The sequence below is a fragment of the Bradyrhizobium sp. NBAIM03 genome (genome assembly GCF_020194055.1).
GTDB lineage: Bacteria > Pseudomonadota > Alphaproteobacteria > Rhizobiales > Xanthobacteraceae > Bradyrhizobium > Bradyrhizobium yuanmingense.
On the sequence record NZ_JADYVS010000012.1, the window covers coordinates 67,124 to 93,546 of the forward strand.

At 58.0% G+C, this 26,423-nt stretch carries 18 protein-coding genes and 1 pseudogene; 6 read left to right on the forward strand and 13 right to left on the reverse strand.

Going from position 1 to position 26,423, the window contains the following annotated elements:
- Positions 1-14 precede the first annotated feature (14 nt).
- The 8 genes from I6F21_RS19535 to I6F21_RS19570 all read right to left on the reverse strand — a co-directional run bounded on the left by I6F21_RS19535 (position 15) and on the right by I6F21_RS19570 (position 7,589).
- Positions 15-869, reverse strand: coding sequence for a hydrogenase expression/formation protein (locus I6F21_RS19535; protein WP_225183382.1), 855 nt, complete (start codon positions 867-869; stop codon positions 15-17).
- On the reverse strand, positions 869-1,201 hold the full coding sequence (locus I6F21_RS19540; RefSeq protein ID WP_225129616.1) for a hypothetical protein: 333 nt from the start codon (positions 1,199-1,201) through the stop codon (positions 869-871). Before I6F21_RS19540 ends, I6F21_RS19535 begins: the two co-directional genes overlap by 1 nt.
- A gap of 300 nt (positions 1,202-1,501) precedes the next feature.
- The gene (locus I6F21_RS19545) at positions 1,502-1,792 is read right to left on the reverse strand and encodes a HypC/HybG/HupF family hydrogenase formation chaperone (protein WP_225129618.1); all 291 of its coding nucleotides are present in this window, start codon (positions 1,790-1,792) and stop codon (positions 1,502-1,504) included.
- A gap of 16 nt (positions 1,793-1,808) precedes the next feature.
- The gene (locus I6F21_RS19550; protein ID WP_225183366.1) at positions 1,809-2,393 is read right to left on the reverse strand and encodes a HyaD/HybD family hydrogenase maturation endopeptidase; all 585 of its coding nucleotides are present in this window, start codon (positions 2,391-2,393) and stop codon (positions 1,809-1,811) included.
- Positions 2,394-2,404: 11 nt separating this feature from the next.
- Positions 2,405-3,109 (reverse strand): Ni/Fe-hydrogenase, b-type cytochrome subunit, encoded by a 705-nt coding sequence (gene cybH, locus I6F21_RS19555; RefSeq protein WP_225183383.1) that lies wholly within the window; start codon positions 3,107-3,109, stop codon positions 2,405-2,407.
- Positions 3,110-3,113: 4 nt separating this feature from the next.
- The gene (locus tag I6F21_RS19560) at positions 3,114-4,904 is read right to left on the reverse strand and encodes a nickel-dependent hydrogenase large subunit (RefSeq protein ID WP_225183367.1); all 1,791 of its coding nucleotides are present in this window, start codon (positions 4,902-4,904) and stop codon (positions 3,114-3,116) included.
- 13 nt (positions 4,905-4,917) lie between these two features.
- The gene (locus I6F21_RS19565; protein ID WP_225183384.1) at positions 4,918-6,018 is read right to left on the reverse strand and encodes a hydrogenase small subunit; all 1,101 of its coding nucleotides are present in this window, start codon (positions 6,016-6,018) and stop codon (positions 4,918-4,920) included.
- A gap of 881 nt (positions 6,019-6,899) precedes the next feature.
- A complete protein-coding gene (locus tag I6F21_RS19570) occupies positions 6,900-7,589 on the reverse strand; it encodes a molybdenum ABC transporter permease (protein WP_225183368.1) in 690 nt (229 codons plus the stop codon).
- A 1,142-nt stretch (positions 7,590-8,731) separates the two neighbouring features.
- Between I6F21_RS19570 and dctA the strand changes: the two genes are divergently transcribed.
- From dctA to I6F21_RS19590, 4 genes are all read left to right on the forward strand, one after another.
- Positions 8,732-10,042 carry a C4-dicarboxylate transporter DctA gene (gene dctA, locus I6F21_RS19575; RefSeq protein ID WP_225129623.1) on the forward strand — a complete coding sequence of 437 codons (1,311 nt, stop codon included), beginning with the start codon at positions 8,732-8,734 and terminating at the stop codon, positions 10,040-10,042.
- Between the two features lie 1,093 nt (positions 10,043-11,135).
- Positions 11,136-13,811, forward strand: coding sequence for a PAS domain S-box protein (locus I6F21_RS19580; RefSeq protein ID WP_225183369.1), 2,676 nt, complete (start codon positions 11,136-11,138; stop codon positions 13,809-13,811).
- Positions 13,808-14,491: a response regulator transcription factor gene (locus I6F21_RS19585; protein WP_225183370.1), complete on the forward strand. Its 684-nt coding sequence runs from the start codon at positions 13,808-13,810 to the stop codon at positions 14,489-14,491. The genes I6F21_RS19580 and I6F21_RS19585 overlap by 4 nt, the downstream gene beginning before the upstream one ends.
- An 86-nt stretch (positions 14,492-14,577) precedes the next feature.
- On the forward strand, positions 14,578-14,964 hold the full coding sequence (locus I6F21_RS19590) for a response regulator (protein WP_225129628.1): 387 nt from the start codon (positions 14,578-14,580) through the stop codon (positions 14,962-14,964).
- Between the two features lie 917 nt (positions 14,965-15,881).
- On the opposite strand, the gene I6F21_RS19595 is transcribed toward I6F21_RS19590, so the two are convergent.
- From I6F21_RS19595 to glmS, 4 genes and pseudogenes are all read right to left on the reverse strand, one after another.
- Positions 15,882-16,709, reverse strand: coding sequence for an Effector protein NopP (locus I6F21_RS19595; protein WP_225183371.1), 828 nt, complete (start codon positions 16,707-16,709; stop codon positions 15,882-15,884).
- Between the two features lie 457 nt (positions 16,710-17,166).
- The gene (locus I6F21_RS19600; protein WP_249787520.1) at positions 17,167-17,511 is read right to left on the reverse strand and encodes a hypothetical protein; all 345 of its coding nucleotides are present in this window, start codon (positions 17,509-17,511) and stop codon (positions 17,167-17,169) included.
- A gap of 402 nt (positions 17,512-17,913) precedes the next feature.
- Positions 17,914-18,888: pseudogene (locus tag I6F21_RS19605) on the reverse strand (beta-L-arabinofuranosidase domain-containing protein).
- A 1,208-nt stretch (positions 18,889-20,096) separates the two neighbouring features.
- Complete coding sequence (gene glmS / locus I6F21_RS19610) at positions 20,097-21,923, reverse strand: glutamine--fructose-6-phosphate transaminase (isomerizing) (RefSeq protein WP_225183386.1); 1,827 nt, start codon at positions 21,921-21,923, stop codon at positions 20,097-20,099.
- A 1,041-nt stretch (positions 21,924-22,964) separates the two neighbouring features.
- On the opposite strand from glmS, the gene gmd reads away from it, so the two are divergent.
- Positions 22,965-24,050 carry a GDP-mannose 4,6-dehydratase gene (gmd, locus tag I6F21_RS19615; protein ID WP_225128595.1) on the forward strand — a complete coding sequence of 362 codons (1,086 nt, stop codon included), beginning with the start codon at positions 22,965-22,967 and terminating at the stop codon, positions 24,048-24,050.
- On the forward strand, positions 24,031-25,008 hold the full coding sequence (locus I6F21_RS19620; protein WP_275945323.1) for a GDP-L-fucose synthase: 978 nt from the start codon (positions 24,031-24,033) through the stop codon (positions 25,006-25,008). Before gmd ends, I6F21_RS19620 begins: the two co-directional genes overlap by 20 nt.
- A gap of 272 nt (positions 25,009-25,280) precedes the next feature.
- On the opposite strand, the gene I6F21_RS19625 is transcribed toward I6F21_RS19620, so the two are convergent.
- A complete protein-coding gene (locus tag I6F21_RS19625) occupies positions 25,281-26,420 on the reverse strand; it encodes an MFS transporter (protein WP_346656825.1) in 1,140 nt (379 codons plus the stop codon).
- Positions 26,421-26,423: the final 3 nt, after the last annotated feature.

The following is a 26,423-nucleotide window of genomic DNA, read 5'->3' on the forward strand; positions in this document are numbered from 1 at the left end:
GTTCTCCAAGCTCTTCATGTGACGTACGCCTTAATAATTTCCTGCATGCGTTCGGCAGAGTCCTGGAAATCCTCGTCGGCAGCCAACGCAACAATCGGCACGCCGCCGACCTCCAGCGTATCAAGGATGATGTTGTTCGTAGAATTGAAGAACTGCACCGACCAGACGTTCCTGATCCCAGTCGCCTGCACTCGGCACGTTCCGTAACCGCGGAAGATGAGCTGGACCGGGCCATTGCCCAGGCTGAGCTGCAGGAATGCCAGATCGATAACGCTCATCGGCAGCAACGTGAGATTGATGACGTGAGCGCGCATGCCAAACCGCCAGACGCGCGACCGCTCGCGTATTTCCGCGAGCAAAGGTTGCACGTTCATCGCGCCGTCCGGCGCCGCGCGGATCACAATATCGGCGGACGTCAGGTCACTTGCGGCGCGCCGGACAATTTGCGGAATCGCTCCGACCTCGACATATTCGTGCGCCGGATCGGTCCCGATGCGCACGCGCCAGATTCCCGCAAGCACGGACTCCCGGATTTGCGCCAAAGTGCCATCTGGCAGCGCAACCACGCCAGCAATCTCACCTTCTCCGAGCACTTCGCCAATCAGCTTGCGCTCGGGATCGCTGAGATTCGCGAGTCCGTACTGTTGCGTCCGAGCGCCCCTTCTCTGGCTGGCAACGGCAGCAGCGGCATTCGATAAGAGCGCGGTGGCATTTGGATAGTTCCTTGCAAGCCCGTCGCCATCGCGCCAACCGCTGGCGAGCGCACTCCTCGACCCGCCATTGAATACATCGAGGCTCCCAGAGCCCATGGCAAGCTTGCTCGCCACCCGCTCGGCGCCGTCCGATGCAACGCGGAGCGCTGTTTTCATCATGCGATGTTCCGTTGGCTGTCTCGAGGAGCAATGCCCTTGCCGACACAAGTGCTGCCGGCGTGTGGCCGAACGATCGGTACCGAGATGCGGCTGATCCTGACCAAACGGACCGGTCTCTTGCCGATCACGCGGAGTGTATTGCGCCGACGGCGCAGGCTCGGGCTCGACGGGCCGCGCAGGCCGAGCCGGCCGACCAGTTCGCCACCAACGCCGCCCGCAGGCACTGCGCCTTGCATGCGCCGCCGAAACGAGTTGACCATTTCAGGACGGAAGTACGCGGGCTTGATGATTCGGAGCAAATATAGGAGATCGGCCGGTGACTGCGGCATCACGTCCGCCCTCACGGGAGCGTGTGCGACTAGGCACGCACCTCCGCTGACGCCCCTCACCTCGGATGGAGCGGGCCGCGAAAGACCACGCTGCGCCGGCTGCAACTTCATCACACGCCTTCTGAAAATCTTCGGTTCTGCTAACAGGCTATTAGCAAGGTGCATGCCAATCATCGTCTGGCCGCGTCTCCCCCTCGAACCAGAGGCTCGAAGCGCCTGACATTTTCCATGCAAAGGTTACGTGCGACTGGAAGCCAATGTGTGAGCAAGCAATCGGCGCAATATCCGCAAGCGGAATCGCTAGCGTAGGTGCTCCGGCAATTGCGGCTCATGACCGATTAAGTCCGCAAAGAAGGGATCGCAGTCCTGGCCGTTGAGGCTGGCCTCAAGCCCGTCCAGTGCTTGCGAGATCAGCGTTGCTTCATTTTCATCCAAAAGCCGCACCGCGCTGTCGATATGAACGAGCACCTTTGCGCCGACCACGGCGTCCGAGAGCAGCATGACCGAGACGCGCCGCTGTTTATCGCCATACTCGCACAGCGCCGTGATGCCGTCGGTCTCGAGAATCGTCATTGGCAATCCAAGGCACATGGTCACTCGCGGGCCGCTAGATCGGCTGCGTCCTCATCTCATAATTTGCATGGTCGATATTGTTCGCCAATAGTCGTTCTGATGCAGGCAGCGGCGCGGTCCGCGGTTTTGCCGGCGAGTCCCACTGCGCCAGGAGTTTGCAAGCCAGTTCAATCGCAGGCGCAATCTGAAAGCGTACCGGGGCGGTCAGCGGACCGCCCCAATGCTCCAGGTCCAGCGGCTGACAGCCGATGAGAGCGAGCTCTCGCGGGCGGCGGCCAAGCAGGTCGGCCGCACTCAAGACCTCCTGAAAGCCGGTCTGATGCAGGCTGACCTTCTTGGCGGCGGTAAATTTTGGCACTTCGTCATCTCGCACAAGCTTCAACTGCCCGGGCAGTAATCCATAGTCGATAGCATCGAACACGATCAGGCAATCGGCCTGCTCAAGAAAACTGATGAGGTAGAGCCCCTGTGTGCCGCCATCGAGAACGGTGACGTTGTCATCGATGGCATAGCGGCGATGAAACTCCTCGACCACCCGCACGCCAAATCCCTCATCGGCCCACAAGATATTGCCGATGCCGAGCACCAGAATCCTCTTCTTGTTTTCCGGATTCAGCATCCGCCTCCCAGTCAATCGCGACACCCGCGCTCACCCGATGGACTAGATGCTCCGGCGCGACATGAGTCTTCACGGATCACCGCGTAGATGTGGACCAGCGCAAAGGTCACGATCACCCACAGGCCGAGATGATGCCAGGTATGGACGTCCTGACTGTTCGGCCAAATTGAAAATACCCAGCTGAACAGCTTGTACTGCCAGCTGTCAGTGCCTGCACCTTGCCCATAAAGTGCAAATCCTGTGACAACCATGAACGTGATCGTCTGCGTAAACATAAAGAACATTGCGAGCTGAGCAAGACGGTTGCGCCCGACGCGCCTCTCGGGCTCAACTGTAAGGAACGCATACGAGCGAATCTCGTGGTAGACCTCGCGCCAAAAGCACCTGCGCCAGAGCGGCACCCAAAAGATCTGCATGGCATGCGCATTTCCCATTAAAGCCCAGTAGATTCGCAGAAGAAAGCCGGTACTGAGCACATATCCCGCCGAGAAATGAGCAAAGCGGATGTAGCCGAACAGGAAATTGCCGGTTGCCTCTCCCGACATCGCCGGTGTCCCGGTTCCAATGAGATAGCCGGTTAAACTCAGCATCAGAATGGTCGCGGCATTGACCCAATGCCACAGTCGCACCGGCCCGGAGGCGATGCCACCGCCGATCCTGCCTTCAGTCGGTGCCGCATCGACGGCGGCAAGGAGCTTCCGAGCCCTGTCCGGCATGCCCCTAACGAACATTGACTGAAGCCATTTCCTGGCCATCAGGACTCATCACATGGGTCGAGCAAGCCAAGCATGGATCAAAGGAATGGATCGTGCGCAAGATCTCCAGGGGCCGCTGCGGATCGGCCATCGGGGTACCGATCAGGGAGGCTTCAAAGGCGCCAATATTGCCCTTGGGATCGCGAGGAGATCCATTCCACGTCGTCGGCACAACACATTGATAATTGTCGATCTTGGCGTCCCTGATCTTGATCCAGTGCCCAAGCGCACCGCGCGGCGCCTCAGTGAACCCGTAGCCCTTGGCCTCCTTGCGCCAGGTTTCCGGCTTCCACCTGCTGACATCGGCTGTTGCCGTATTGCCTGCCTTGATGTGGATTACCAGCTTATCCTGGAAATAACGCATCTGATGCGCCGCCCACTGGCATTCGAGCGCCCGCGCCGCAGTACGGCCAAGCGTCGAGAACAGCGCAGTCAGGGGAAGATTGAGCCCCTTGAGCAGTCTCTCGGCGGGCTCCTTGAACTCGGTTTTGTCTTGCGCATAACCGATGATGTATCGCGCTAACGGCCCGACCTCCACGGCGTGGCCGTGCCAGCGCGGCGCTTTGATCCAGGAATACTTGCCGCCCTCGTCGAGTTCCCTGATATCTGTCTTGCTGCCTTTGAGTTTTGGCCCAAGTTCAAAACTCGGATCGGTGATACCGTCCCAGGGATGCAGTCCGCAGCAATCGCTGGGGTATTTATACCATGAATGCGCGACGAATTCCTGAATCTGCTCGGGATCACCATGGTCGATCGGCAGTATCTCCTTGAGATTGCCACCAAGAATGACCCCGCGCGGCAGCTTGAGGCTTTTGGCTGAACAGTCATTTGCGTTTTCGGGGATGTCGCCATAGGACATCACGCTTTTGCTCGAAAGTCCGCCGCCATGGAGCCAGTCCTTATAGAACGAGCAGATCGTGGCAATGTCGGGCAGGTAGACCTGTTCGACAAACTCGATCGAACGGTCGACGATCGAGGACACGATGTTCAATCGCTCCATATTGATCGCACCCACCGCACCAGTTCCGTCGATGTTGATCGCGCAGGGCACGCCGCCGACCAGCCAGTTCGGATGCGGGTTCTTGCCACCATAGATAGCTTGGATCTTGACGATCTCCTTCTGGAAGTCGAGCGCTTCCAGATAATGCGCTACAGCCATCAGGTTCGCTTCCGGTGGCAGCTTGTAGGCCGGATGCCCCCAATAGCCATTCTTGAACGGACCGAGTTGCCCTGATCCGAAGAATTTGGTGAGCCGGATCTGCAAATCCTTAAAATAGCCAGGGGACGACAGCGGCCAGGGCGAGATAGACTGCGCGAGCGCGGAGGTCGACTTGGGATCGGCCTTGAGCGCGGAGACCACGTCGACCCAATCCAGCGCGTGCAGGTGATAGAAATGTACGAGGTGATCATGCACGAGCAGGCACAGCTGCATGATGTTGCGGATCGAATTGGCATTCTCCGGAATCGCAATTCCTAGTGCATTTTCAACCGCGCGCACGGAGGTGAGCGCATGGGTTCCGGTGCATACCCCGCAAATCCGCTCGGTGAACGCCCAGGCGTCGCGCGGATCGCGCCCGCGTAGGATAACTTCGATGCCACGCCACATCGTGCCGCTTGAGACCGCATTGCGGATCACATTGTCTGAATCGAGATTGGCTTCGACACGCAGGTGGCCTTCGATCCGCGTCAGCGGATCGATGACGATTCGCCTGCCGGAACGATCGAGATTGAACCCATTCGGTGTCTGGACGGCCACCGTCGCCCCCTCCTCAAGTCGATTTGCTTTTGTGGGCTGCGCGATCCCGCTTGTGGGTCAACCGCTTCGCGGCGGTGAGCGCCGCGTGGGCAGCGACGGTTAGCCCAACTACGCCGGCAGCGGCCATGCCGATCTGGTCGGCGTTCGCCTCGATGCCGAACTGCTTGATGGTTGTGAGGCGGTCGTAAAATGATCCCTTATCCCAGAAGCCGTCTTCGGAGCAGCCGAAGCAGCCGTGGCCGGATTGAATCGGAAATGAAACGCCGCCGTTCCAACGAATGGCCGAACAGGCATTGTAGGTGGTTGGTCCCTTGCAGCCCATCTTGTACAGGCAATAGCCCTTGCGTGCGTACTCATCGTCCCACTCTTCGACGAATTGGCCAGCGTCGAAATGGGAACGCCGATAGCACTTGTCGTGAATCCGCTCGGAATAGAACATACTCGGACGGCCTTGGCGATCGAGCTCCGGAAGCTTTCCGAACGTGGTCATGAAAGTCACGAGGCCACTCATAACCTCTGCGATAGGAGGGCACCCGGGCACCTTGATGATCGGCTTGTTGGTGATCACCTTATCGATCGGCGCCGCGCCAGTCGGATTGGGCTTGGCCGCTTGCACGCATCCCCAGGACGCGCACGTGCCCCAAGCGATGACCGCCATGGACTCTTCCGCCATGGACCTGAGCTTTTCAACGAACGGCTTGCCGCCGTCAATGCAGAACATGCCACCCTCGTTCAGCGGCGGATTGCCTTGGACGGCGAGCACATACCTGCCTTTGTACTTGGCACGAGTTTCCTCCAGGATGGCTTCGGCCTGGTGTCCTGCCGCCGCCATGATCGTATCGTCATAGTCGAGCGAAATCATCGACAGCAGCGCGTCCTTGATCAATGGATGGGCCGAGCGGATAAAGCTTTCCGAGCAGCAGGTACACTCGAGCCCGTGCAGCCAGATGACGGGCACACGCGGTTTGGTCTCTAGGGCGTTGGCAATTCTGCCTGCGGCGAGCGGACCAAGTCCCAAGCTCGCGGCAGTCAAACTGCAGAATTTGTGGAAACTACGACGCGTGATACCCTGACGTCTGATCACGCTGTAGAACGTTTCTGTTGCACCACCCATTAAGCCTTCCATGTGAGTTGTCGTCGACCGAAACGAATTACTGACGTTCAGCAAGAAACAAGCCACAGAAGCGAAACACTTGACAGATGGCACGCCACCGCTTCTGGATTTGATGACAGTCGAAACCAGCCAGCGAGCCACGAGCTGCGCCATTGATCTGTCATGCTAATGGTGTCCGGTTTTGGACATCGATGTGATCAGTTCAACAGAGCGACACGATGGTTCATCACTGCACGGTGACTACGTCCTGCTCGCTCTTGCACGACGCGACACTCACGCCTCATGCCGATTGTTGAATAGAATTGGTGCAGTTGACGGGGACCGCACTGCCCCTGGGGCGCTTAAAGCCGCTCATAGTCGCAACTGCGCAAGCAGCCCGTACCAAAGCGGCTGTCGAGCGACGAAGAGAAGCCGCAATGTGAGCCCCGAGGCGCACGCAGCGTTCGCTTTTTAGGTCTGATCGACCCGCTCTGCCTTCATTCAAAGCGGCTCGCCGCACCGCATCGCTGCACTATTTTAGGCGAGAGCCTGGATGTTCAGAGCTATTACAGGAGCGTTCATCGCGCGAGCCGATCGATAGCAATGCGCGATCGTCTTGGCGCATCGCGATACCAAACCCGCTTACAAGAGCTTCTTCTCGATAGCGGAGGCGATCTCGTTATTGAAGCACTAGCGCGATCCGGCCGGGCGCTGCCGTCCACCACGAGATGCTCCTTTGGGTCGCAGAACAATTGTGTCCCGTAGGCGCCGGTCCAGGTGAACTCGCTAGACGAGTTCTTCGTTCGCGAGACCGCCAGTAAAAGCGTTCTGTGCGCGGTGGTTGCAGATCCGGCTTGCAATACTGCTGCTCGGTCGTGATCGGATGTGTCCGGCGGGCAAGCCTAGGACGGTTCAATGCCTCTCTTGACACAGTGTCTGTCGATCAGGGCTAAGGTGAAGATAGCCGCAAAGGCGAACATCACCATACCGCCGGCAACCACACTCGCCTCGCGCCAGCGAGACGCTTGGACGTAGTCTAAGACGTGGGCTGACAAGACCTTGGTGCGCCCAGGAATGTTGCCGCCGATCATCATCACGGCGCCGAATGTGCCGATCGTATGAGAAAACCCAATCACGGCAGCTTTAACAAACTCCAGTCGCGCCAGCGGCCCGCTGATGGTAATGAAGGCATACAACGACGAAACGCGCCCTGTAGTTTTCAACGGGCAATCGCCTATCGCAACAAAGGCGTTACGGATCGGCTGCACCACCAACGGCAGCGCCGAGAGGACCGATCCGACCACGATTCCTGCGAAGGTAAAAGCGAGCGTGCGCTCGCCCCACAAAGGGGCGAGGACGCCACCCGGTCCGTTGGGGCCGAGCAACACGAGTACGCAAAAACCGAGAGCCGTAGGCGGTAGCACTAGCGGCAGGGCGATCATCGTCGCCACCGCCTCGCTCAAAAGAGTCTTTGAGCGCGCCAGCCACCAAGCGAGGGGGACACCAATCAGGAGGAGGATCACGGTCGTCACGCTGGCGAGCTCAATCGTGAGCGCAACTGACTGCGAAATCTCTGCCGAAAAGACATCCATGTGGATCAGCCCAAAAGTGCGAGCAGGTCGCCGTGTCGGCAGAGTGAGCGCCTGCACGTCCGGCTCGTCCAGGGATGTGGCGCGGATCGCCCTTTAGTCGCGCGGCACTTCGTGGCGGCCGCCACATCGCGCGTCGTTTCTGCGAGCAACAGCAGCATCGCAAGCCTCATCGGCAACTCCTGTGACTGGGTCACTTCCATCCATCCGACGGCGGAAGCTCCTCGTTCGTCATCAGCAATTGCTGTGCCGCGTGCGAACTGTGGCGCGTTCTATGCTCAACGTGCGAAATTCGCATAGACGGCGACGTCACCCTGGCGTGAACCTAACGCTCTGTCAGATTTCTGGCATCTTTGTTGCCGAGCAGACAGCGACACGCCGCGCAACGAAGGGCAGATTTTGACGCCCCCAGACATGCTTGTTTGATTCGTCGATGGCTCAACCGCCGCACTCGCCGCGCTGGCAATGGAACGGATCTCAGCAAGACTGCCGTAAGTAACGGGAACGATCTAGCTGTAAGCTGCTTCTGCGACGCGGCAAAAGGCACGAGGAGCCGAGAGCGAAGGCCGCCTGCCGACCAACCTGCCTAATGCGCAGCGCTAGCACAGGCCTGGAGACAATGCCCCGTGAACGAGCCTTGCCGTTAGCGACAGCGCAGTGCATTGATCAAAGATTCTTCCGCGCAATCGAGTTCCTAAGCCAGGCTTCCATCGCGTGGATGCCTACGATCCAAACTATGAATTTTACCGATGTCACGTACTGTTGCATCCATCTCAGCAGTCGGCGTATATCGATCCCGCTAGAGCTTCGGGGCCGAGACGTGTACTCCGCTAATGCGCCCAGCCGATGAAGTTACGAGTCACGCTAGAACTTTTTGTTCGACCTTGCGAACGCGGTCCGAGCACTCAAACCCATGCCGCCGGAGACAGACGGTTTGTCCGCCACTGCTTAGTCGGCGCACTTTGGGCATCTGGTGCAGATCTTGCTTAAGAGAAAGGATAAACGCAACTCGCCTGCCTTTGGAACGACGCGCCGACTCTCGGAACCGTCTTCAATCGCACACGGCTAAAATGAGTCTCGTATGACGCTGTCGCCTCTCAAAGACGCGGCGGCTCACATTCGACTATATTCGGGAAGGAAGCGTCATGACCACCATGTCAACTGCGGCGCCCGCGCGCGCGTCGCAAACTTGGTATAAGATTCTCTACGTGCAGGTGCTGATTGCGATTTTGATTGGCGCCATGGTCGGCTGCCTATGGCCGTCCGTCGCGACCAACGACTGGGTCAAGGCGCTTGGTGACGGATTCATCAAGCTAATCAAGATGGTGATCGCGCCGATTATTTTCTGCACCGTTACATCCGGTATTGCGCATATTCAGGATGCGAAGAAAGTCGGGCGCGTCGGCGTCAAGGCGCTGGTCTATTTCGAGATCGTCTCCAGCTTTGCCTTGTTGTTGGGCCTTGTTATGGGCAATCTGGTCCAAATCGGCCATGGTCTTGCGCTCAAGCCGGATGCTGCGGCGGTCGCCAATTACGTGAAGCAGGCGGAAGCCTCGAAGACCGTCGATTTCTTTCTCAACATCATTCCCGACACCGTGGTGGGCGCCTTCGCTCGCGGCGATGTTCTGCAGGTTCTCTTGTTCGCGATTCTATTCGGCTTTTCGTTGATGGCGCTCGGAAAGCGTGGGGAGCGTCTGCGCGGCATGATCGACGACGTCGCGCACGCGGTGTTCGGCGTAATCGCTATCATCATGAAAGCGGCTCCGATCGGCGCCTTCGGCGCCATGGCCTTCACCGTCGGCAAGTTCGGGCCGGCAGCACTCGGCAATTTGATCGGTCTGATCGCTCTGTTTTACGCGACTGCGGCGCTGTTTGTTGTGGTGGTGCTCGGTTTGATCGCGCGCCTCGTCGGCTTTTCAATCTTCAAGTTCATTGTCTATATCAAGGATGAGATTCTGATCGTGCTCGGCACTTCGTCCTCTGAAAGCGCTCTGCCGCAATTAATGGAGAAGCTCGAACGGCTGGGCTGCTCCAAGCCCGTGGTCGGCCTGGTGGTGCCAACTGGCTACTCCTTCAACCTCGACGGCACCAATATCTATATGACACTTGCGACATTGTTCATTGCCCAGGCACTCGGGGTCGAGCTCACCTTTGGCCAGCAGCTCACCATCCTGCTCGTTGCAATGCTGACGTCGAAGGGAGCAAGCGGCGTCACCGGCGCGGGCTTCATCACGCTCGCTGCGACGTTGTCGGTGGTCAATCCAGCGCTGGTGCCGGGCATGGCAATCGTGTTTTCGATCGATAAGTTCATGAGCGAGGTGCGCGCCCTTACTAACATCACCGGCAATGGCATCGCGGCCGTGTTCATATCTTGGTGGGAGGACGAGCTGGAGCACGCGACGCTGCAGGCCCGGCTCAACCAGCCCAACGTTTCCACCACTATCGACGCACGATGAGATAGGTCCCGGATCTTAACCACAGCCATTCGAAGACGCGTCAAATGCAAGCGCAGCCACATTTCTCGTAGTTCGAAGACACAGCCGACTTGACACGAGCCGGAACTTTCAAGGGCGATCTCCAGTGCGCAGACCTTGTCCCGCTTCGCCCCCCCCCCGGCAGCCGCCCTGAAAAGATGCCAGCCGGGCAAAAGAGCCGGAGCTTTTTAACGGTCATTATCAAGCGCGTCTTTCGCGTCAAGCTCCCGCCATCTGAACGCTTCTGCGACATTTTGCCGTGCCAGATAACAGGACTGCGACAGAACTTGTCCAGCCTGACGGACCTAGGTGTTGCTCCGCCTACAATTGCCAATGCGCGGTCACTGCACTGGCCTCGCCCAACCAACGACGTGGTAGCGATCTTGCTGACGCAACTCGTCATCCCTTGTTACGGTCCGTGCTGCCGCATTAGATCGTGATGGGTGTGATCAGCATGGATTAGATGGCACCTCGACGGAGCCATGCCGGCTCGCACACGGCTAGTGTTCGGTTCGGCGTCGTTCGCGCGCGCTCAACGGCTGACCGGAGACAAGTCCTCTCACCTAGGCGTGATGGCCCTCGGGCATGCAAGGCAGTCGCGTAACTTCGCCTTCGTATCTCGGCACGAGACGGTTGCGCTTTCTTCCGCATGCCGATCGCAACGGCGAGATGAATCGGCCGGCAGCTTGTCCCTGTTCTTTCCGGTTCGGCGAGGCGCGCCTGATTGTTTCGGCTCAACGTCTTGGCCGAACTGCAGCCGCTGTCCTCGTCCGGCTGGCGTAAGGGAGTTGTCCTCGGCTGCAGCCTCAAGCGCCTGCCCGGAGGTTATCGGCAGCGGAGGAAAGTAGACATCTCAGCTTCGATTCTAGGCGTGTCAGCGCGCGATAGTGGCCATATTGAAAGGTTTAGGACGACTATACGTATGTCTGTGATGCGTTTTTTCTTCGCGCGTGCTCAGTTCAGCAAGCAATCGATCTCGGAACCGCTCAGAGCAGGTGCTGGTGCCGAGTATTGCCCCATTTTTGCCTAAAATGTTATAGCTCTCCCGCCGGAGAACAGGCCGGACAGTATCAAAATGCGTAGCCAGATCAGCAGTTTAAAGCGCTCAGCCCCTCAGTTTACCTTCGGCTCCATAACGCTGGCGGTGGTAACACTGTCTTGCTTGTACCTTCACGCGCATTTCGCCCCCACGGCGTTCGCCTATTTGTTAGTGGTGTTACTGTTTTCGTTGATGGGCAGCTTCATCGCGTCGTCCGCGCTTTGCATCGTAGCCGTTGCTGCTCTCGCTTATTATTTTGCGCCGCCGGCGTTCAGCCTGCGAATCGATGACCCCCAAGATCTGCCCGTGGTTGTTGCATTCTTTATTGCCTCGATTGTGGGAGCGCACCTGATCGGAAAGCTGCGCCAGGAAAGCGAGGCTGCGCGTGTGGCTGCGGCCAAGCTTCAGCGGAGTGCGGCCGATTTGGAGGATCGGGAAAAGCGGTGGCGCGCCATCTTCGAGCACAATCCGGCCATGTACTTCATGGTCGATGAAGCCGGCACTGTCCTCGACGTCAATACATTCGGCGCGACACAACTCGGCTATGCTCGTGCTGAACTGATTGGTCAATCCGTGCTGGAGGTATTTCTCGAGGAGGATCGCGCCTTCGTTCGCGAATGCGTTCGGACGTGCCTGGAGGATGTCGGACAAACGCGCACGTGGGACGTCCAGAAGGTCAGGAAGGACGGCTCGGTATTGTGGGTACGTGAAATCGCCAAAGCCATGCTCTGGGCGGATGAGCGGCCCATTATCCTTGTCGCCTGCGAAGATATAACGGAGCGAAGGCGGACTGAACTTGCCCTGCAGCGGAGCGAAGCACATTTGGCCCAGGCGCAGGAGTTGAGTCACACAGGCAGCTTCAGCTGGAACCCTGCTACGGGCGAGGCCTTCTGGTCAAAGGAAACATTTCGGATTTTCCAATTAGATTCTGAGACAGTGCCACCGGGGCCGCAGCTCGTCGTTGAGCGCACTCATCCCGATGATAGGGCTTCGGTTAAAGAAATTATCGATCGCGCGATGCGAGACCCGAGCGATTTCGAGCACGAATACCGGCTTCTGCTACCGGACGGCTCGGTAAAGCACATTCATGCGCAGGCACGAGCCACGAGGACAGCCTCTGGTGACATCGAGTTTGTTGGGGCAGCTACGGATATTACGGCGGCGAGGCGAGCAGAACAGCAGCTGCGCCGCAGCGAGGCCTATCTGGCCGAGGCCCAGCATCTCACTCACACAGGCAGCTGGTCCTGGGACGTCTACGGCCTAGATTTCGTGTATCGCTCCGCCGAGGTCGATCGTCTGTTTGGCTTTAGCCCACAAGAGCCGGTATCGATCGAGACCATTCGATCGCGCATCCATCCGGACGACTTGCCGCGGCTACAGGAGGTGCAGCGGCAGGCGATTGAACACGTGGAAGAACGGTTCGAGTATGATTTTCGTATTCTTCTGCCAGATGGCGGGATAAGGCGCATACACTCCGTTGCACACGTTGTCCTCGGCAGCGATGGTAATGTCAGCGAGCTGATCGGAACACATATGGATGTCACCGAGCAGCACGCAGCTAGGGAACGCCTGGAAAACACACTTGTCGCGCTGCGCGAAAGCGAGCAGCGCTTTCGCGACTACGCCGAGACAGCTTCCGACTGGCTCTGGGAAACTGGGCCGGATCATCGGGTCACTCACTTGTCCGAGCACACCAGCGCTGCGGGAATCTTGGCGACAGGATTGATGGGCCTGCTTCGCTGGGACATTGCTTGCGACACGGAAGAGGAACCCGAGAAGTGGCGTCAGCATCGGGCGACGTTGCAGGCGCATCTGCCGTTTCGGGATCTCATCTACCGTACCGTGAATCGAACGGGATCTCCGATCTATGTCCGTACGAGTGGCAAGCCATTCTTCGATGGAAACGGAACTTTTCTGGGCTATCGGGGCGTCAGCACTGACATAACGGCTCTCATTCGCGCTGATCAGGCCGAACAAGAGCTGCGAAAGGCACAAGCGGAGCTTGCACATGTCACGCGTGTAACGACGTTAGGAGAACTGACGACTTCCATCGCTCACGAGATAAACCAACCACTCGCCGCTATTCTCAACAACGCCGATGCGTGCCTCGGCTGGATGGCTCGGGAAGCTCCTAATCTTGCCGCCGCGCGCTCTTCAGTGGAATGGATCATCGAAGACGCAATCCGGGCAAGCGAGGTGATCCGCAGTGTTCGCGCGCTCGCGAAGAAAGGCGAGATTCAGATGGTGCCACTCGACATTAATGAGGTCGTTAGGGATGTCATTGCGCTGGTAACACGAGAGCTGGTGAGCCACCGAGTGACGTTGCGAACCGAGTTGGCGGCCGCGCCGCCGAGGATCCTCGGTGACCGAATTCAGCTACAACAGGTGATCATCAATCTGGTAATGAACGGAATTGAGGCGATGGACGCAGTTACCGACCGGCCGCGCGAACTTCTAATTCGATCATCCAAGGACGATCTGGGGCACGTGCAGCTTGCAGTGGCCGATTGCGGCGTCGGGATCGCCGAGAAGGACGCTGACCACGTCTTGGATCCCTTCTTCACCACCAAGCCGAGTGGCCTTGGAATGGGCCTTTCGATCTGCCGTTCTATCGTGGAAGCTCATGGAGGGCGGCTATCGCTTCTCCAGAAAAATGAACCGGGCGCGACCTTCCAGTTTGTCCTGCCCGTACACAAGGAGGCCCTCCAGTGACAGGACGATTTGACTCGCCAGGTGAGGGTAGCAATGCCGAGGCCTCGACGAAGGCCATCGTTTTTGTCGTTGAGGATGACATCTCGGTGCGCCGCTCGCTTACGAACCTTTTTCAACAGGTAGGGTTGGAGGTCGTGGCGTTTGGATCGGCCCGTGAAATGCTGCAGAGCACAATTCCGGACGTCACAAGCTGTCTAGTTCTTGATGTCCGGCTGCCAGGCCTGAGCGGCCTTGACTACCAGACCGAGCTGGCCAGGTTGAACATACACATCCCGATCATTTTCATCACCGGCCATGGCGACATTCCCATGACCGTCAAGGCCATGAAGGGAGGTGCGGTCGATTTTCTCAGCAAGCCGTTCCGCGATCAGGAACTGCTTGATGCCGTGGTTGCGGCGACCGAACGAGATCGCAAAAGACGGGAAGCTCAGCGAACCGTCGCGAATCTGCAGTCTCTATTTGAGACCTTAAGCCCGCGCGAGCAGGCAGTGATGAAACTGGTCGCGGCCGGCCTAATGAACAAGCAGGTAGCCGGCGAACTTGGGCTCGCCGAGATTACGGTGAAGATTTACCGGGGTCACGTAATGAAAAAGATGCGTGCCCGGTCGCTGGCCGACCTGATCAGAATGAGCGAGACGCTGGGAATTCGCGTCGATCGTTCCGAACAAACGCAAGTATGATTTTACAATTCCATCACTTAAGCCCACTTTTCGCCGAAAGTGGCTAGCGCTTTGGCTGCCGCTGTACTGCGTCTGGAGGGCTCATCTTGTCCACGCCTTTGATTTCCGTCGTTGACGACGACGTCTCCGTCCGTGCGTCGACAGAAAACCTTCTGAAATCGCGTGGCTACGTCGTGCAGATATTTGCGTCGGCCGAGGCACTCCTGCGGTCGCCGTACTTGAATGAGACATCCTGTGTCATCACCGATGTGCAGATGTCGGCCATGAGCGGGCTGGAGCTGCTGGCAGAGATGCGGACGCGTGGTTACGACGCACCATTCATTTTCATTACAGCTTTCCCCAACGAGCGCGTGCGCGCGTCAGCCCTGGACGCCGGGGCGATTGGCTTCCTCGCCAAACCCTTTGCAGGACAAGCGTTAATCGAATGCCTCGACACCGCACTGAACGCGTATGACGGCCGGCGCGACATCTGATGCAATCTATCTGCGGCTTGGGTTGGTGTCCGATCTAAACGCTCCACGCGTCGATCTCGCCGCCGATCAACCTCTTCGAGTCAAAGATGCTACTTGCTCTAAAATCAAGCGAGCGAGAGGCCAATTGTCGCTTGTCGACACTTTAGCGACCATCGCCGGGCGGCTACATTGGTGCAGAACAACCTTATCGCTGCGAGTGCTGGAAGGGTACGCCAGCTCGACTCATTCTGCAGATCGACGTTCAACGTAATGCTCACCCAAAGCAATCGACGACCCTGAGCCCTTCTTAACTCGTCTGGATCGTTTCTATATGTTCTATTGCAGAGCGGAGCTGGCCGAGAGCGATCGACAAAGCAAGAGTTTGGCTGTTCGCAGCCGACTGCAGTGACGATGATAACGGAGCTTCGCCCAGGACAACCGCCGCGTGTCTTCTGTTGAGGCTTTTCTGGTGAAAGTGCTCTGCACGATGATCGTGCTCTCGGCGTCGTTATGTCCGTTGACGCATGCCAGCCGTCTTGCCCATCGGGCGCCGCTTCGCTGTGCATTTCCTTGCCCACCGACTCGCGGCAGGCGCCCACACCCTTACTACTTCGTAGGCGCCATCTGTAGACAACTTCTGGCTCCAAGCCGTCCAACGACTCGGCACAACACGCCTGGTCCTCGGCGGCCGGGCGCACTTTGGCGGCACCCCATCCAGGTCCTCTCCGCAGCGAGCATTGTCGCAATTGCCTTCCGCAGTGAGCCCCTACTTCCAAGGCTCAAACAAATCAGCAACCGCTAAGCCAAGAAGCACTCTGCGGACAGTATTCTGAGCCAACTCAGAGGAACTCTCAGCCGAAAAGGCGATAAACACAGAGGAGCCCGGAGCACGCTAGATTGGTCTACTCCATCGGGCCAAATCACCGGTGATCCCATTGTCACATAAAATCATCCTCATAGTCGTATGTTGAGGGGCTCGCTGAGATCTCAGTATCACTACCTTCACTGTCGTCAGCTTTGGAAAGATACCGCGCAGCAGTACCTTTGCGCTGCCATTCGCCGTCGCTATTCCTTACCCACTTATCTGACTTCGCTGGGTCAAGAACCATGTTGTCGGCGTCAACCTCGACGAATCCCATCTTTGCCGCACGGGCTCTTGCTTCCGAATTAGCCGGACGCAAATTGAGCAGCGGCTGTTTTCCGTCTAGTCGAAGCTGGTGCTCGAGCAGGATGTCGCCAGCGTTCTCGACAAGCGGATGAACGACTTGAAGATCCACAGTAGAGGTAGTCCCGTTGCGTCCAGGAAATAGCTTCTTCCACCTTTCGACGTCGAACTCGGTCATGCTGTCGCCGCCTTCCGTTCTTAGAAGTCCGACACTCTTGTTGCCCAATTGGTAGCTGAAGTATCGCGCCTTCTCGGAATCTCGGGTTCGCCCGTAGTCTTTGGCAACTTCGGCAGTTCGCCTTGCCTTGCCGGACACGAAGTCGGAGTACTCTTGGGGGTTGTTGGCGATTTTCATGATTTCGTCACCATGATAGGCCTCCGCGGCTTTTCGGAATGACTGACGATCCTCGAACTCTATTATGGGAGGGGTTGAAACGAGCGAATACGGTCTTGTTGCCGCAGATGAACTGCTACTGGAACCAGATTCGGCTAAGCGCATATTTGCGAACGCATCCGCAAAGATGTCCGCGTCCATTTGCTCATCAGTTTCGGCATAGTCAGAGGATTGGAAGTAGGACGAGCCATTGATCCGATTATACATGGCGATTGGTGCTCCCGTCGGACATACATTTCCGCATCTGTTTAGGCTTGTTAGGCCCAGCGGCGCTGATAGGGAGCCTGGCTTACCAAAACCTGACGTGGCCGCCCTCACGTTTGGCTTGTCATAGGGCTTCCTTTCGAACTACACGGCGGCACGCTCGTGCCATTGGCATTCATCAGGTTTGATGAGAGGCCGCGAACACCTCCGAGGAAGCTCCTTTATTGGGAATTGGGCCGATCGCTGGTTGACCTGCTGATGCCAATCGGATCGTACTCTTTTCGGAGTTCCGCCGCTTCATATTCGGATTTTTTCAACGTTCGAGTGGAGCTCGCGCACCGCCTTCCATAGATTGGCCGATTTCCAGACTTTGACCAACGATATCGCCTGCGCCAGAAAGGCCGTCTAACGTCGATTCGTGGAAGCGCGACCCGCTCGTCCGGCGTTAGCGCTCCTCTATTTAAATCCGCATTTCGCCTTCGCCACGATTATCCCAGCTGAACCACGGAATGAATGTCAGCCGCTGCGGTTCTAGCTGTCCAGGCGATTTGTCGTAGTTATAAAGCGCCGCTTCTTCAGAATGCGTGCGTTGCAACCGCGCCCCGTCCGCCTGCAGCATAATCTTGCCGTTAAAGAGACCTGTTCCTTCCATAAGGGAAAACCGGCTGTCTGAGTGAAGCCAAACGTTGTCTAACTCGGTCCCGTTGTCGGCCTCCTCCAGACAATAAATTAAGGGGCCACGCTGGATGGCCACCTTGCCGGCCAAATTGCGAAGTTGATGGCCGTATACGCGGCGCACTTGCATCGGCAGCGATAATTTGACGCGATCTCCCTGCTGCTACGCTCGGCGAATGTGCAAATAGCTCCTGCGCGGCTCGCAATTCATGGGCTCGCCGCAGGCTCGCCTGCGGCACGCTGTACCATTCTGGCAGCGCAGGGCGAGCGTGTGGGCAATTGGCGGCGCAGATTCGACGGCGATTTCTACCTCTTCTCTCCAGGGATAGCTGCCGCTTATCAGCTAACGCAGCGCGTGTCCGTCGACCGATATTGCTACTCTATTACCAACGTAGAGATTTACATAGAGCGCATCGGTGCTGGCGTGTAGATGTAATGACCAATGGATGTGAAAAGCCGTGCGATGTTCGGTGGACAGCAGGCGCAGCCAAACCAAGGTCGTCGCACCGGCAAGACATGATTGTAGATGCCATTAGACCTCAGCGTTTTTGGATGCATTTCGAGCCGTTAACATAAAAATAATGGCGCCCGTCGAACGCGATACCGCCGAGAGCGCGCGCTCCATCACGTCTGCATAGCGACTGTCCAGTTCCAACTCCAGCATACGGCGCGCGAACATCATCAAGCCAATCGACACGCAACTTTCCGCATACGCCGTATCATTCGGCAAATCGTAATCGCTGCTGTACGCTTCGCCGGCACTTTGCGAGCCGATGGCTCCGGTAATATAGATCTTGCGCTGGACCATGTTTTGCCATTGCCGTAGGCAAGTTTGGCGCTGCTGGTCGTTCTGGCGCAGACGCGCGAGATGAGCTACTGCCGTCATGAGGTATACAAAACGAACCGCATGACCTATTGCAGTCCTCTGCTCCGAAAGCGGCAACTGCGCTTGGCTGTACGCTTTGTTTTTTATCATCCAAGGCGTGCCGTGGGATTTGGCGACGCGGGATTGCTGGCGCTTCTCTTACTCAATGTCGTAGAAGTGCGGCTCCGTGCCACGTTCCTAGCCGTACAACTGATCGCGCTCTGGGCCAAAAACTGTGCCGAGGTGGTCAGCAAGCCTGCAAACGACCTCCAGCAATCGCCGTTTGCCAGTTGCCTGAAAGAACGCGACACCTGCTTCAATCAAGTGCCCCGCGCAATAAAGTTCGTGGCACTCCGCTAGGTTGGTCCAGCGCTCCTGAGGCGCGTTCAGTATGAAATAGGTGTTGAGATAGCCGTCGCCACATTGGGTGGCCGCCATCAATTCAATGAGCTCATCGGCCGCTTTCTCCTGCTCTGGATTTGGTGTCTGGCATAGCGACCATGCAGCCGCCTCAAGCCATTTTGCGACGTCACTGTCCTGAAAGACCGCGCCGTGAAACTCGCCCCTCGCACGTCCGGCGGCAACGCGGAAGTTCTCTACCGCGTGGCTCGGTATCGCCCCGGGATTGCGATCGTTTAGCACCTCCCATTGCTAGGGAATTGCCACTTCCCTGACCAGTTGCTGGCATTGCCCAATCAGCGGATCCAAGACTTCTTGATTGTGAAGATCGACTTCGGCCACATTTCTCTCGTTCCTCCTTGCCGTGTGGCGAAAGGAGCCTAGTAAGCCACCTCACCACGATTGCGTCGTTGAGGTTGTGGCTCTGAGATTTGCGGCTGCACACTCGTAGTCTCGGTGCGAGGGTTCAAACGATAGAAATGGTGAGGCTGCCCTAAGGCGCCACACTCCCAGACGCGCGTTGACAGCAGTCGTTCGACGAGGGGGACAGCAATTCCCGTGCCGATTATGAGGACCGGTTCTTCTGGCAACCCGATCTGCAGCTCCGCGGAAGGAACCCGATGCGATCGCTGGCCCACCAACCGGATTTGGCGGTCGTGCTAATCCCACGTCGTCGCAAGGCTAGTCCATCCTGCTATACGAGCGGGTGACTGTCGCTGGATCAGACAGTGGCCAATAGTACTCGCCTGCCGCATATACAGCCAGGGGCGCCGCGTCCTTCCGGTGCGGCGCCCCCTGCACTTGGTTTTGGGCCCTCACCTTGCGCGGGAATGTCAGTTATCTAACAATCCATTTGATGACACGTATCAGGTCGGAGAGCCGCGGTGGCGCGTGTGGCCCAACCGGATTGCGTGAACCCCTGCCACGCGCGATCGAAGGGACAAACTGGGCTGCTAATCCTGAGCAATCGTCCCCGGAGTCGAAGTGCATGCTCGACGTGCCCGACATCGCGCGGATGCTGGCAATCGGGAAAAGTAAGTTGTCGCGCGTATGCGCCGCCAGTGAATAAGCTGCGACGGAGCGGCCCGAAGCTGTTGTGCAGCGACTTGTTCGTCGACATCGGCGAGGTGGGAGGATGAGTTAGAGAGTATCTTTTGTGGCTTCAGGCTGATTTGGCCCTGCAAAGCAGATCGCGGGCTGGTAACCGAGAGCCGACTTCGATCTTCCAATTATCCGGAATTTCCACTTGTTATCGACCGTTCGGCTCGAACAAGAGGAAGGTAACGCTCGCTCCCAGGACGTTAGTCGGTAGACGATGATGACGCAAGCAGGGCTGACTGCTGCTCATCGAGCTGGATCGGTCTATGATTGACCTGTGATACCGGGATCGTTCTCTTTCTGAGCTCGCCCAGGCGATTCGTGGCCTCAAGGACCGACATAACACTGTAGCCTCATTCCACAGTCACCGATTTTGCTAGATTACGCGGCTGATCCACGTCCGCGCCCCTTACGAGAGCGGTATGGTAAGCCAAGAGTTGTACCGGAATGGCATAGACCATCGGCGTAAAGCGTGCGACCATCTCAGGCAGCACAATGGTCATGAGTGTGTCCACCGTCGCTTCCAAAGAACCCTTCGAATCGGTGATCAGGATGATCTTGCCGCCCCGAGCCGCAACTTCTTGCATATTCGAGACGGTCTTCTCGAAGACATCGTCATAAGGTGCGATCACCACCACAGGCACGGCCTCATCGATCAGTGCGATCGGTCCGTGCTTGAGCTCGCCGGCGGCATAACCTTCTGAATGGATATAAGCAATTTCCTTCAGCTTGAGTGCGCCCTCGAACGCCAAGGGAGCCGATGTGCCACGACCGAGATAGAGCACGTCCCTTGAATCGGCGATATAACGCGCGAGCTTCTCGATCTGCGGCTCGATCAACAGCGCCGCAGCAATCAACCGCGGCACTTCGATAAGCTCACGCACGAGCCTCGTTTCATCGATCTCAGACAGTTTACCGCGCTCTTTGCCTGCTGCGACGGCAAGCGCCGCCAATACCATCAGCTGGCAGATAAATGCCTTGGTGGAGGCGACGCCGATTTCCGGCCCCGCCAGCGTCGGCAGCACGGATTCGCTCTCGCGCGCAATCGTCGACGTCGCGACGTTGACCACAGATATCGTGTGCACGCCCTGGTCCTTGGCGTATCGCAGTGCAGCTAGCGTGTCAGCGGTTTCGCCCGATTGCGAGATGACGATCGCGAGATCGCCCCGGCGCAAAGGCGCCTCCCTATAGCGGAACTCGGACGCTACATCGATCTCGACAGGCAAGCGCGCCAGCCGCTCGAACCAGTATTTGGCGATGTGCCCGGCATAGCCTGCAGTCCCGCACGCGGTAATTGAGATGCGCTGAACGGATTTAAAGTCGAACGGCAATGTGACCGGCAGGGCGACGCGCTCGGCCGCCATGTCGAGATAATGCGCCAATGTCTTGCCGGCCACTGTCGGCTGCTCGTGGATTTCCTTGGCCATGAAGTGGCGATAATTCGCTTTGTCCACAAGGAGTGACGATACGCCAGACTTTGATGTTTCCCGCTGGACGACAGATCCGTCTGCGCTATAAATCACGCACATCGTGCGGGTAAGCACGGCCCAGTCGCCGTCTTCAAGATAGGTGATGGTGTCGGTCAAAGGCGCGAGCGCAATCGCGTCCGATCCTAGATACACTTCGCCGATACCATGTCCGATCGCAAGGGGCGACCCCTTACGCGCACCGATCAAAAGATCATCGTGGGCTTTGAAAAGGAATGCCAGCGCGAAGGCACCGCGCAGCCGTGGCAGTGACGCTTGTACCGCATCCCGCGGCGAGTAGCCCCTGTTGAGATAAGATTCGACGAGATGCGCCACCACCTCCGTGTCTGTCTCTGAGTTAAAGTGGGCTCCATTCCGCTCCAGTTCGGCTCGCAGCTCGCGGAAATTCTCAATGATCCCGTTATGAACGACCGCGACATTTTCTGTCGCATGCGGGTGAGCATTGCTCTCGGTCGGCTTTCCATGAGTCGCCCAGCGGGTATGACCGATGCCGATATGACCCAACGGCGGATAATAGCACAGCTGCTCTTCAAGGTTTCTCAGCTTACCTTCAGCGCGCCGGCGTTCGATACGGAGACCTTCGAGAGTCGCGAGGCCTGCGGAGTCATAGCCACGATATTCCAATCGCTTGAGCGACGCGACCAACTGGCCAACGACCGGACCACGCCCCAAAATGCCAACAATTCCACACATATCGATCAATGCAGCCCAAGTTCAAGGGGCCCGAGGTCCCGCCTACAGGAATCCGATCATGAAATCGCCTGCCCGATGGTAACAGGCGTCAAGTTCGGGCTTTTTCGCGGCCGCCTGTATCGCCGCCGCATTCGCAAGCGTGAGTTAGACCTCCTTTAGCCATCATCGCTTCGGCCGACTACATTCCGCTTTTGGCTGCCGATCGAGTACAAACTGCGCAGCAGCTCTAGCTTGAATTGTTCTGTTCTACCTGAAACATTTTGCCGGCTTGGATTTAGGAGGCCCATCATACTCGTACGAAGGCAAGTACGCTATCGAGATTAGACGATTGGCAGCGAAGCTCTATTGTACGAGCGTAAACTTTCGATATCGAAACGTTGGAGCATCTATACCAACGTTTACTACTCTTTCTCATCTTGTCTTGTGTCGGCCGCTCCACTGCCTGCCGCGAGCTTGACATTGGCAACAGCGCTGATCACGGGCGATGAATCGACCGCGAAGACCGGGTGTTCTGTCCGGAAGTTAACGGTAGGGGGGCTTTCTTGACTACGAATTGGCGTGCAAGCTTGACTGTACGCTTGCTTGCATCCCGTCATCGGGCAAATGCATCGATGACTGCGGCTCCAGCTCGTCGCTCTCGCAAGCCGTGACGAGACCACGCGTATGCGTACTTGCGCCTGAGGTTAGATAGGAACACAGATGGTCAGCTTCTATCTCGTTGGAGATATAGCCCGGACAAGCGCGCCCTTGCGCTCGCAACCGCGATCGCATGCATCTCGCCTACTTAGGATCGTCAGAGATATAAGCCAGGATGCGAGCGTTAATTGACTTTGATGTTTTGGAGATCAATGCGTTCACACAATCCAGTCCGATTTAAAACAATGTATATAGTGTGCTTTCCTAGCTGATGTGTATGACTGGACATAACGATCGCTTTCCTCAAACTGCGGGTGGAGCGGGCTTGCGCATCTAGACTTCACGAGAAACGGCTTCCAATAGCGTTTCACAGGGCTTTTCTTTCCGGCGAAACTACGAGAGACCATGACGGTTCAGGACTCAAAGCGACGCGTTGCGCTGATCACCGGCGTCACCGGGCAGGACGGAGCATATCTCGCCGAGTATTTGCTCGGTCTCGGCTACCACGTGCACGGGATCAAGCGCCGATCGTCCTCGTTCAACACCGCGCGCGTCGATCATCTCTACCAGGATCCGCATGCCGGCAGCGTGCCGTTCCTGATGCACTATGGCGACATGACGGATTCGACCAATCTGATCCGGCTGGTGCAGCAGATCCGGCCGACCGAGATCTATAACCTGGCCGCCCAGAGCCACGTCCATGTCAGTTTCGAGAGCCCGGAATACACCGCCAACGCCGACGCAATCGGCGTTCTGCGCCTTTTGGAAGCGATCCGCATCCTCGGCATGGAAAAGGAGACGCGGTTCTACCAGGCCTCGACCTCGGAGCTTTACGGGCTCGTGCAAGAGGTGCCGCAGAAGGAAACCACGCCATTCTATCCGCGCTCGCCCTATGGCGTCGCCAAGCTTTATGGCTATTGGATCACGGTGAACTACCGTGAGGCCTATGGCATTTTCGCCAGCAACGGCATCCTTTTCAACCATGAGAGCCCGACCCGCGGCGAGACGTTCGTGTCGCGCAAGATCACCCGCGCCGTCGCCCGCATCGAGGTCGGCCTCGAGAACACGCTCTATCTCGGCAATCTCGACGCCAAGCGCGACTGGGGCCATGCCCGCGACTATGTCGATGGCATGCACAGGATCCTGCAGGTCGACGAGCCCGGCGACTTCGTGCTGGCGACCGGCGAGACGCGGTCGGTCCGCGAGTTCGTCGAGGTGGCGTTTGCCGAGGTCGGGCGCAGCATCGAATGGCGCGGCAGGGGCGTCGAGGAGGTCGGCGTGGACAAGGCCTCGGGCAAGACCCTGGTGCAGATCGATCCGACCTATTTCCGTCCGACCGAGGTTGATCTCCTGATCGGTGACGCCAGCAAGGCGCGCGCCAAGCTCGGCTGGGCTCCGAAGACGCCGTTCTCGCGACTGGTGAAGGAAATGGTCGCCAGCGATCTCGTTGAAGCCAAGCAGGATGCGACCAATGGCAAGCACGTCGTTTGAACTGAAGGGTAAGACGGTTTTCGTTGCGGGCCATCGCGGCATGGTCGGCGCGGCGCTGATGCGCCGGCTAGCACGCGAACAGGCCGATCTCTTGACGGTGCCGCGCAGCGAGCTCGACTTGCGCGACCAGGCCGCGGTGAACGCCTGGTTTGCCGCGAAGCGGCCGCAAGCCGTGTTCCTCGCCGCCGCGAAGGTCGGCGGCATCGTCGCTAACAACACGCTGCGCGCCGAGTTTCTGCACGACAATCTGGCGATATCGAGCAACGTCATCCAGGCGGCGCATGCCAATGGGTGCGAGAAGCTGATGTTCTTCGGCTCCTCCTGCATCTATCCGCGCTTGGCGCCTCAGCCGCTGCGAGAGGATTCGTTATTGACCGGCCCGCTGGAACCGACCAACGAACCCTATGCCATCGCCAAAATCGCCGGCCTCAAGATGGCCGAGGCCTATCGCAGCCAGTACGGCGCCGATTTCATCAGCGTGATGCCGACTAATCTCTACGGCCCCGGGGACAATTATCACCCCGAATACAGCCACGTCGTCGCCGCGCTGATCCGCCGCTTCCACGAGGCCAAGATTTCGGGCAGCCGCAACGTCGTGGTGTGGGGCACCGGCACGCCGCGCCGCGAATTCCTCTATGTCGATGATCTCGCCGATGCCTGCATCCATCTGATGAAGACCTATTCCTCGTCGGAACTGGTCAATATCGGTAGCGGCGAGGACATCAGCATCGCCGACTTCGCACTCATGATCGCGGCCGCCGTCGGTTTTCGCGGTGAGATCAGCTTCGATACGTCGCGCCCGGACGGCACGCCACGCAAGCTGCTCGACGTGCGTCGGCTGTCTGGGCTCGGCTGGCGCGCCACGACTTCGCTAAAGGATGGCATTCAGCTGGCATATCGGGCGTATCGGGCTGACAGCGACGGACGGCACCAGAGTGATTCGCTTGTTCCCGGATAAGGGGCGATCCCACGATCGCCCGGCGGTGAACGTCCGTCCTAGCAGACTCGCCGCTCACGTAACGATCAATCTTGCTTCGCAAGTTGACGAACGTTCATTGTCAACAGCTGCCCTCAGTTCGCCGCCAAGAACCCCTGCCGACTTGCAGGAAAGGAAAGATCAGATCGAGACGTGCTGCCAGCAGTTGAGAGCTCATCGACTCTAAATCTCAACCGCCGACGGGCGATCACTAGCCGGAGCGAACCGGCGCTCCCTTCCTCTTGACCAATGCCTTAGCGATGGTCGGTCATCATCCTCGCCGACAGCATCACGATGGACATGAGCGCGCCTAACATCCCGAACGCCATTGGCAAGCCAAATATGTGTGCGATGAGCCCGATGCCGGCCGGCCCGACGAGTATACCCGCGTAGCCGCCGGTCGTGATGACCGCTATCGCTATGCCTGCTGGCATCACGTTCTGTTTGCCGGCGCGTCGACACAGTACGGGTACAACATTTGAAATACCCAATCCGATAAGCAGGAACCCTGCCATAGCAATCAACGCAACGGGCGCGGCTACCACGGCCAAAAAGCCTGTTACCATTAGTACAGTCCCGAGCATCAATGTGGCACGGTCGCCGATTCGCGCCACCACGGCATCTCCGCTGAGACGCCCTGCGGCCATGGCCATTGAGAAGAGCATATAACCAATGCCCCCGTGCGCCTCCGCGAGAAGATCTCGTTCAACGAGAAGCAAAGCGCTCCAATCGAGCATTGCACCTTCTACAAGAAAGGTGATACCCGCGAGCACCGCTATGAGCAACACACTGCGGTGGGGCAAGACAAATAATGGCCCCTGCTGTCTCGAACCCGTCGCCAGCAACCTCGGCCAGGCCGTCACAATCGCGATCGTTACTAACGCCGAACAGATTAACGTCGAGAGAAGCGAGCCACACTGCAGGGAGACTAACAAGGTGACCGCGGCAGAGCCGGTGACTTCCCCAATGCTGTACCGAGCGTGGAAGCCGGACATCAATAGACGGCCCGTGGCGCGCTCCAGTTCAATCGCGTGGATGTTCATTGCTACATCGATCGAGCCGAGTGAAACGCCGAAAGCAAATAGCGTGGCACCGAGCCTTACAGGTGTGTCGGAAATTGCAAGGCACGGCAGGATGATCGCGAGTCCAAGTCCACCCGCGAGGATAATGGGCTTGCTGCCGTACCGCGAGTTGAACACGCTGGTCAAAAGCATCGCGACGACAGATCCCGTTCCGAGACAGAGCAGCAGTAGACCAAGCATGCGGTCATCCGCCGCGAGCCGCTCCTTGGCGAGTGGCACCAAAGGCGCCCAGGCCGCGAGGCCGAATCCGGCCACAAAAAATGTCAGGCGTGTCCCAAGCAGGCCGGCAGACAAATTGGCACATGGTATCACGGA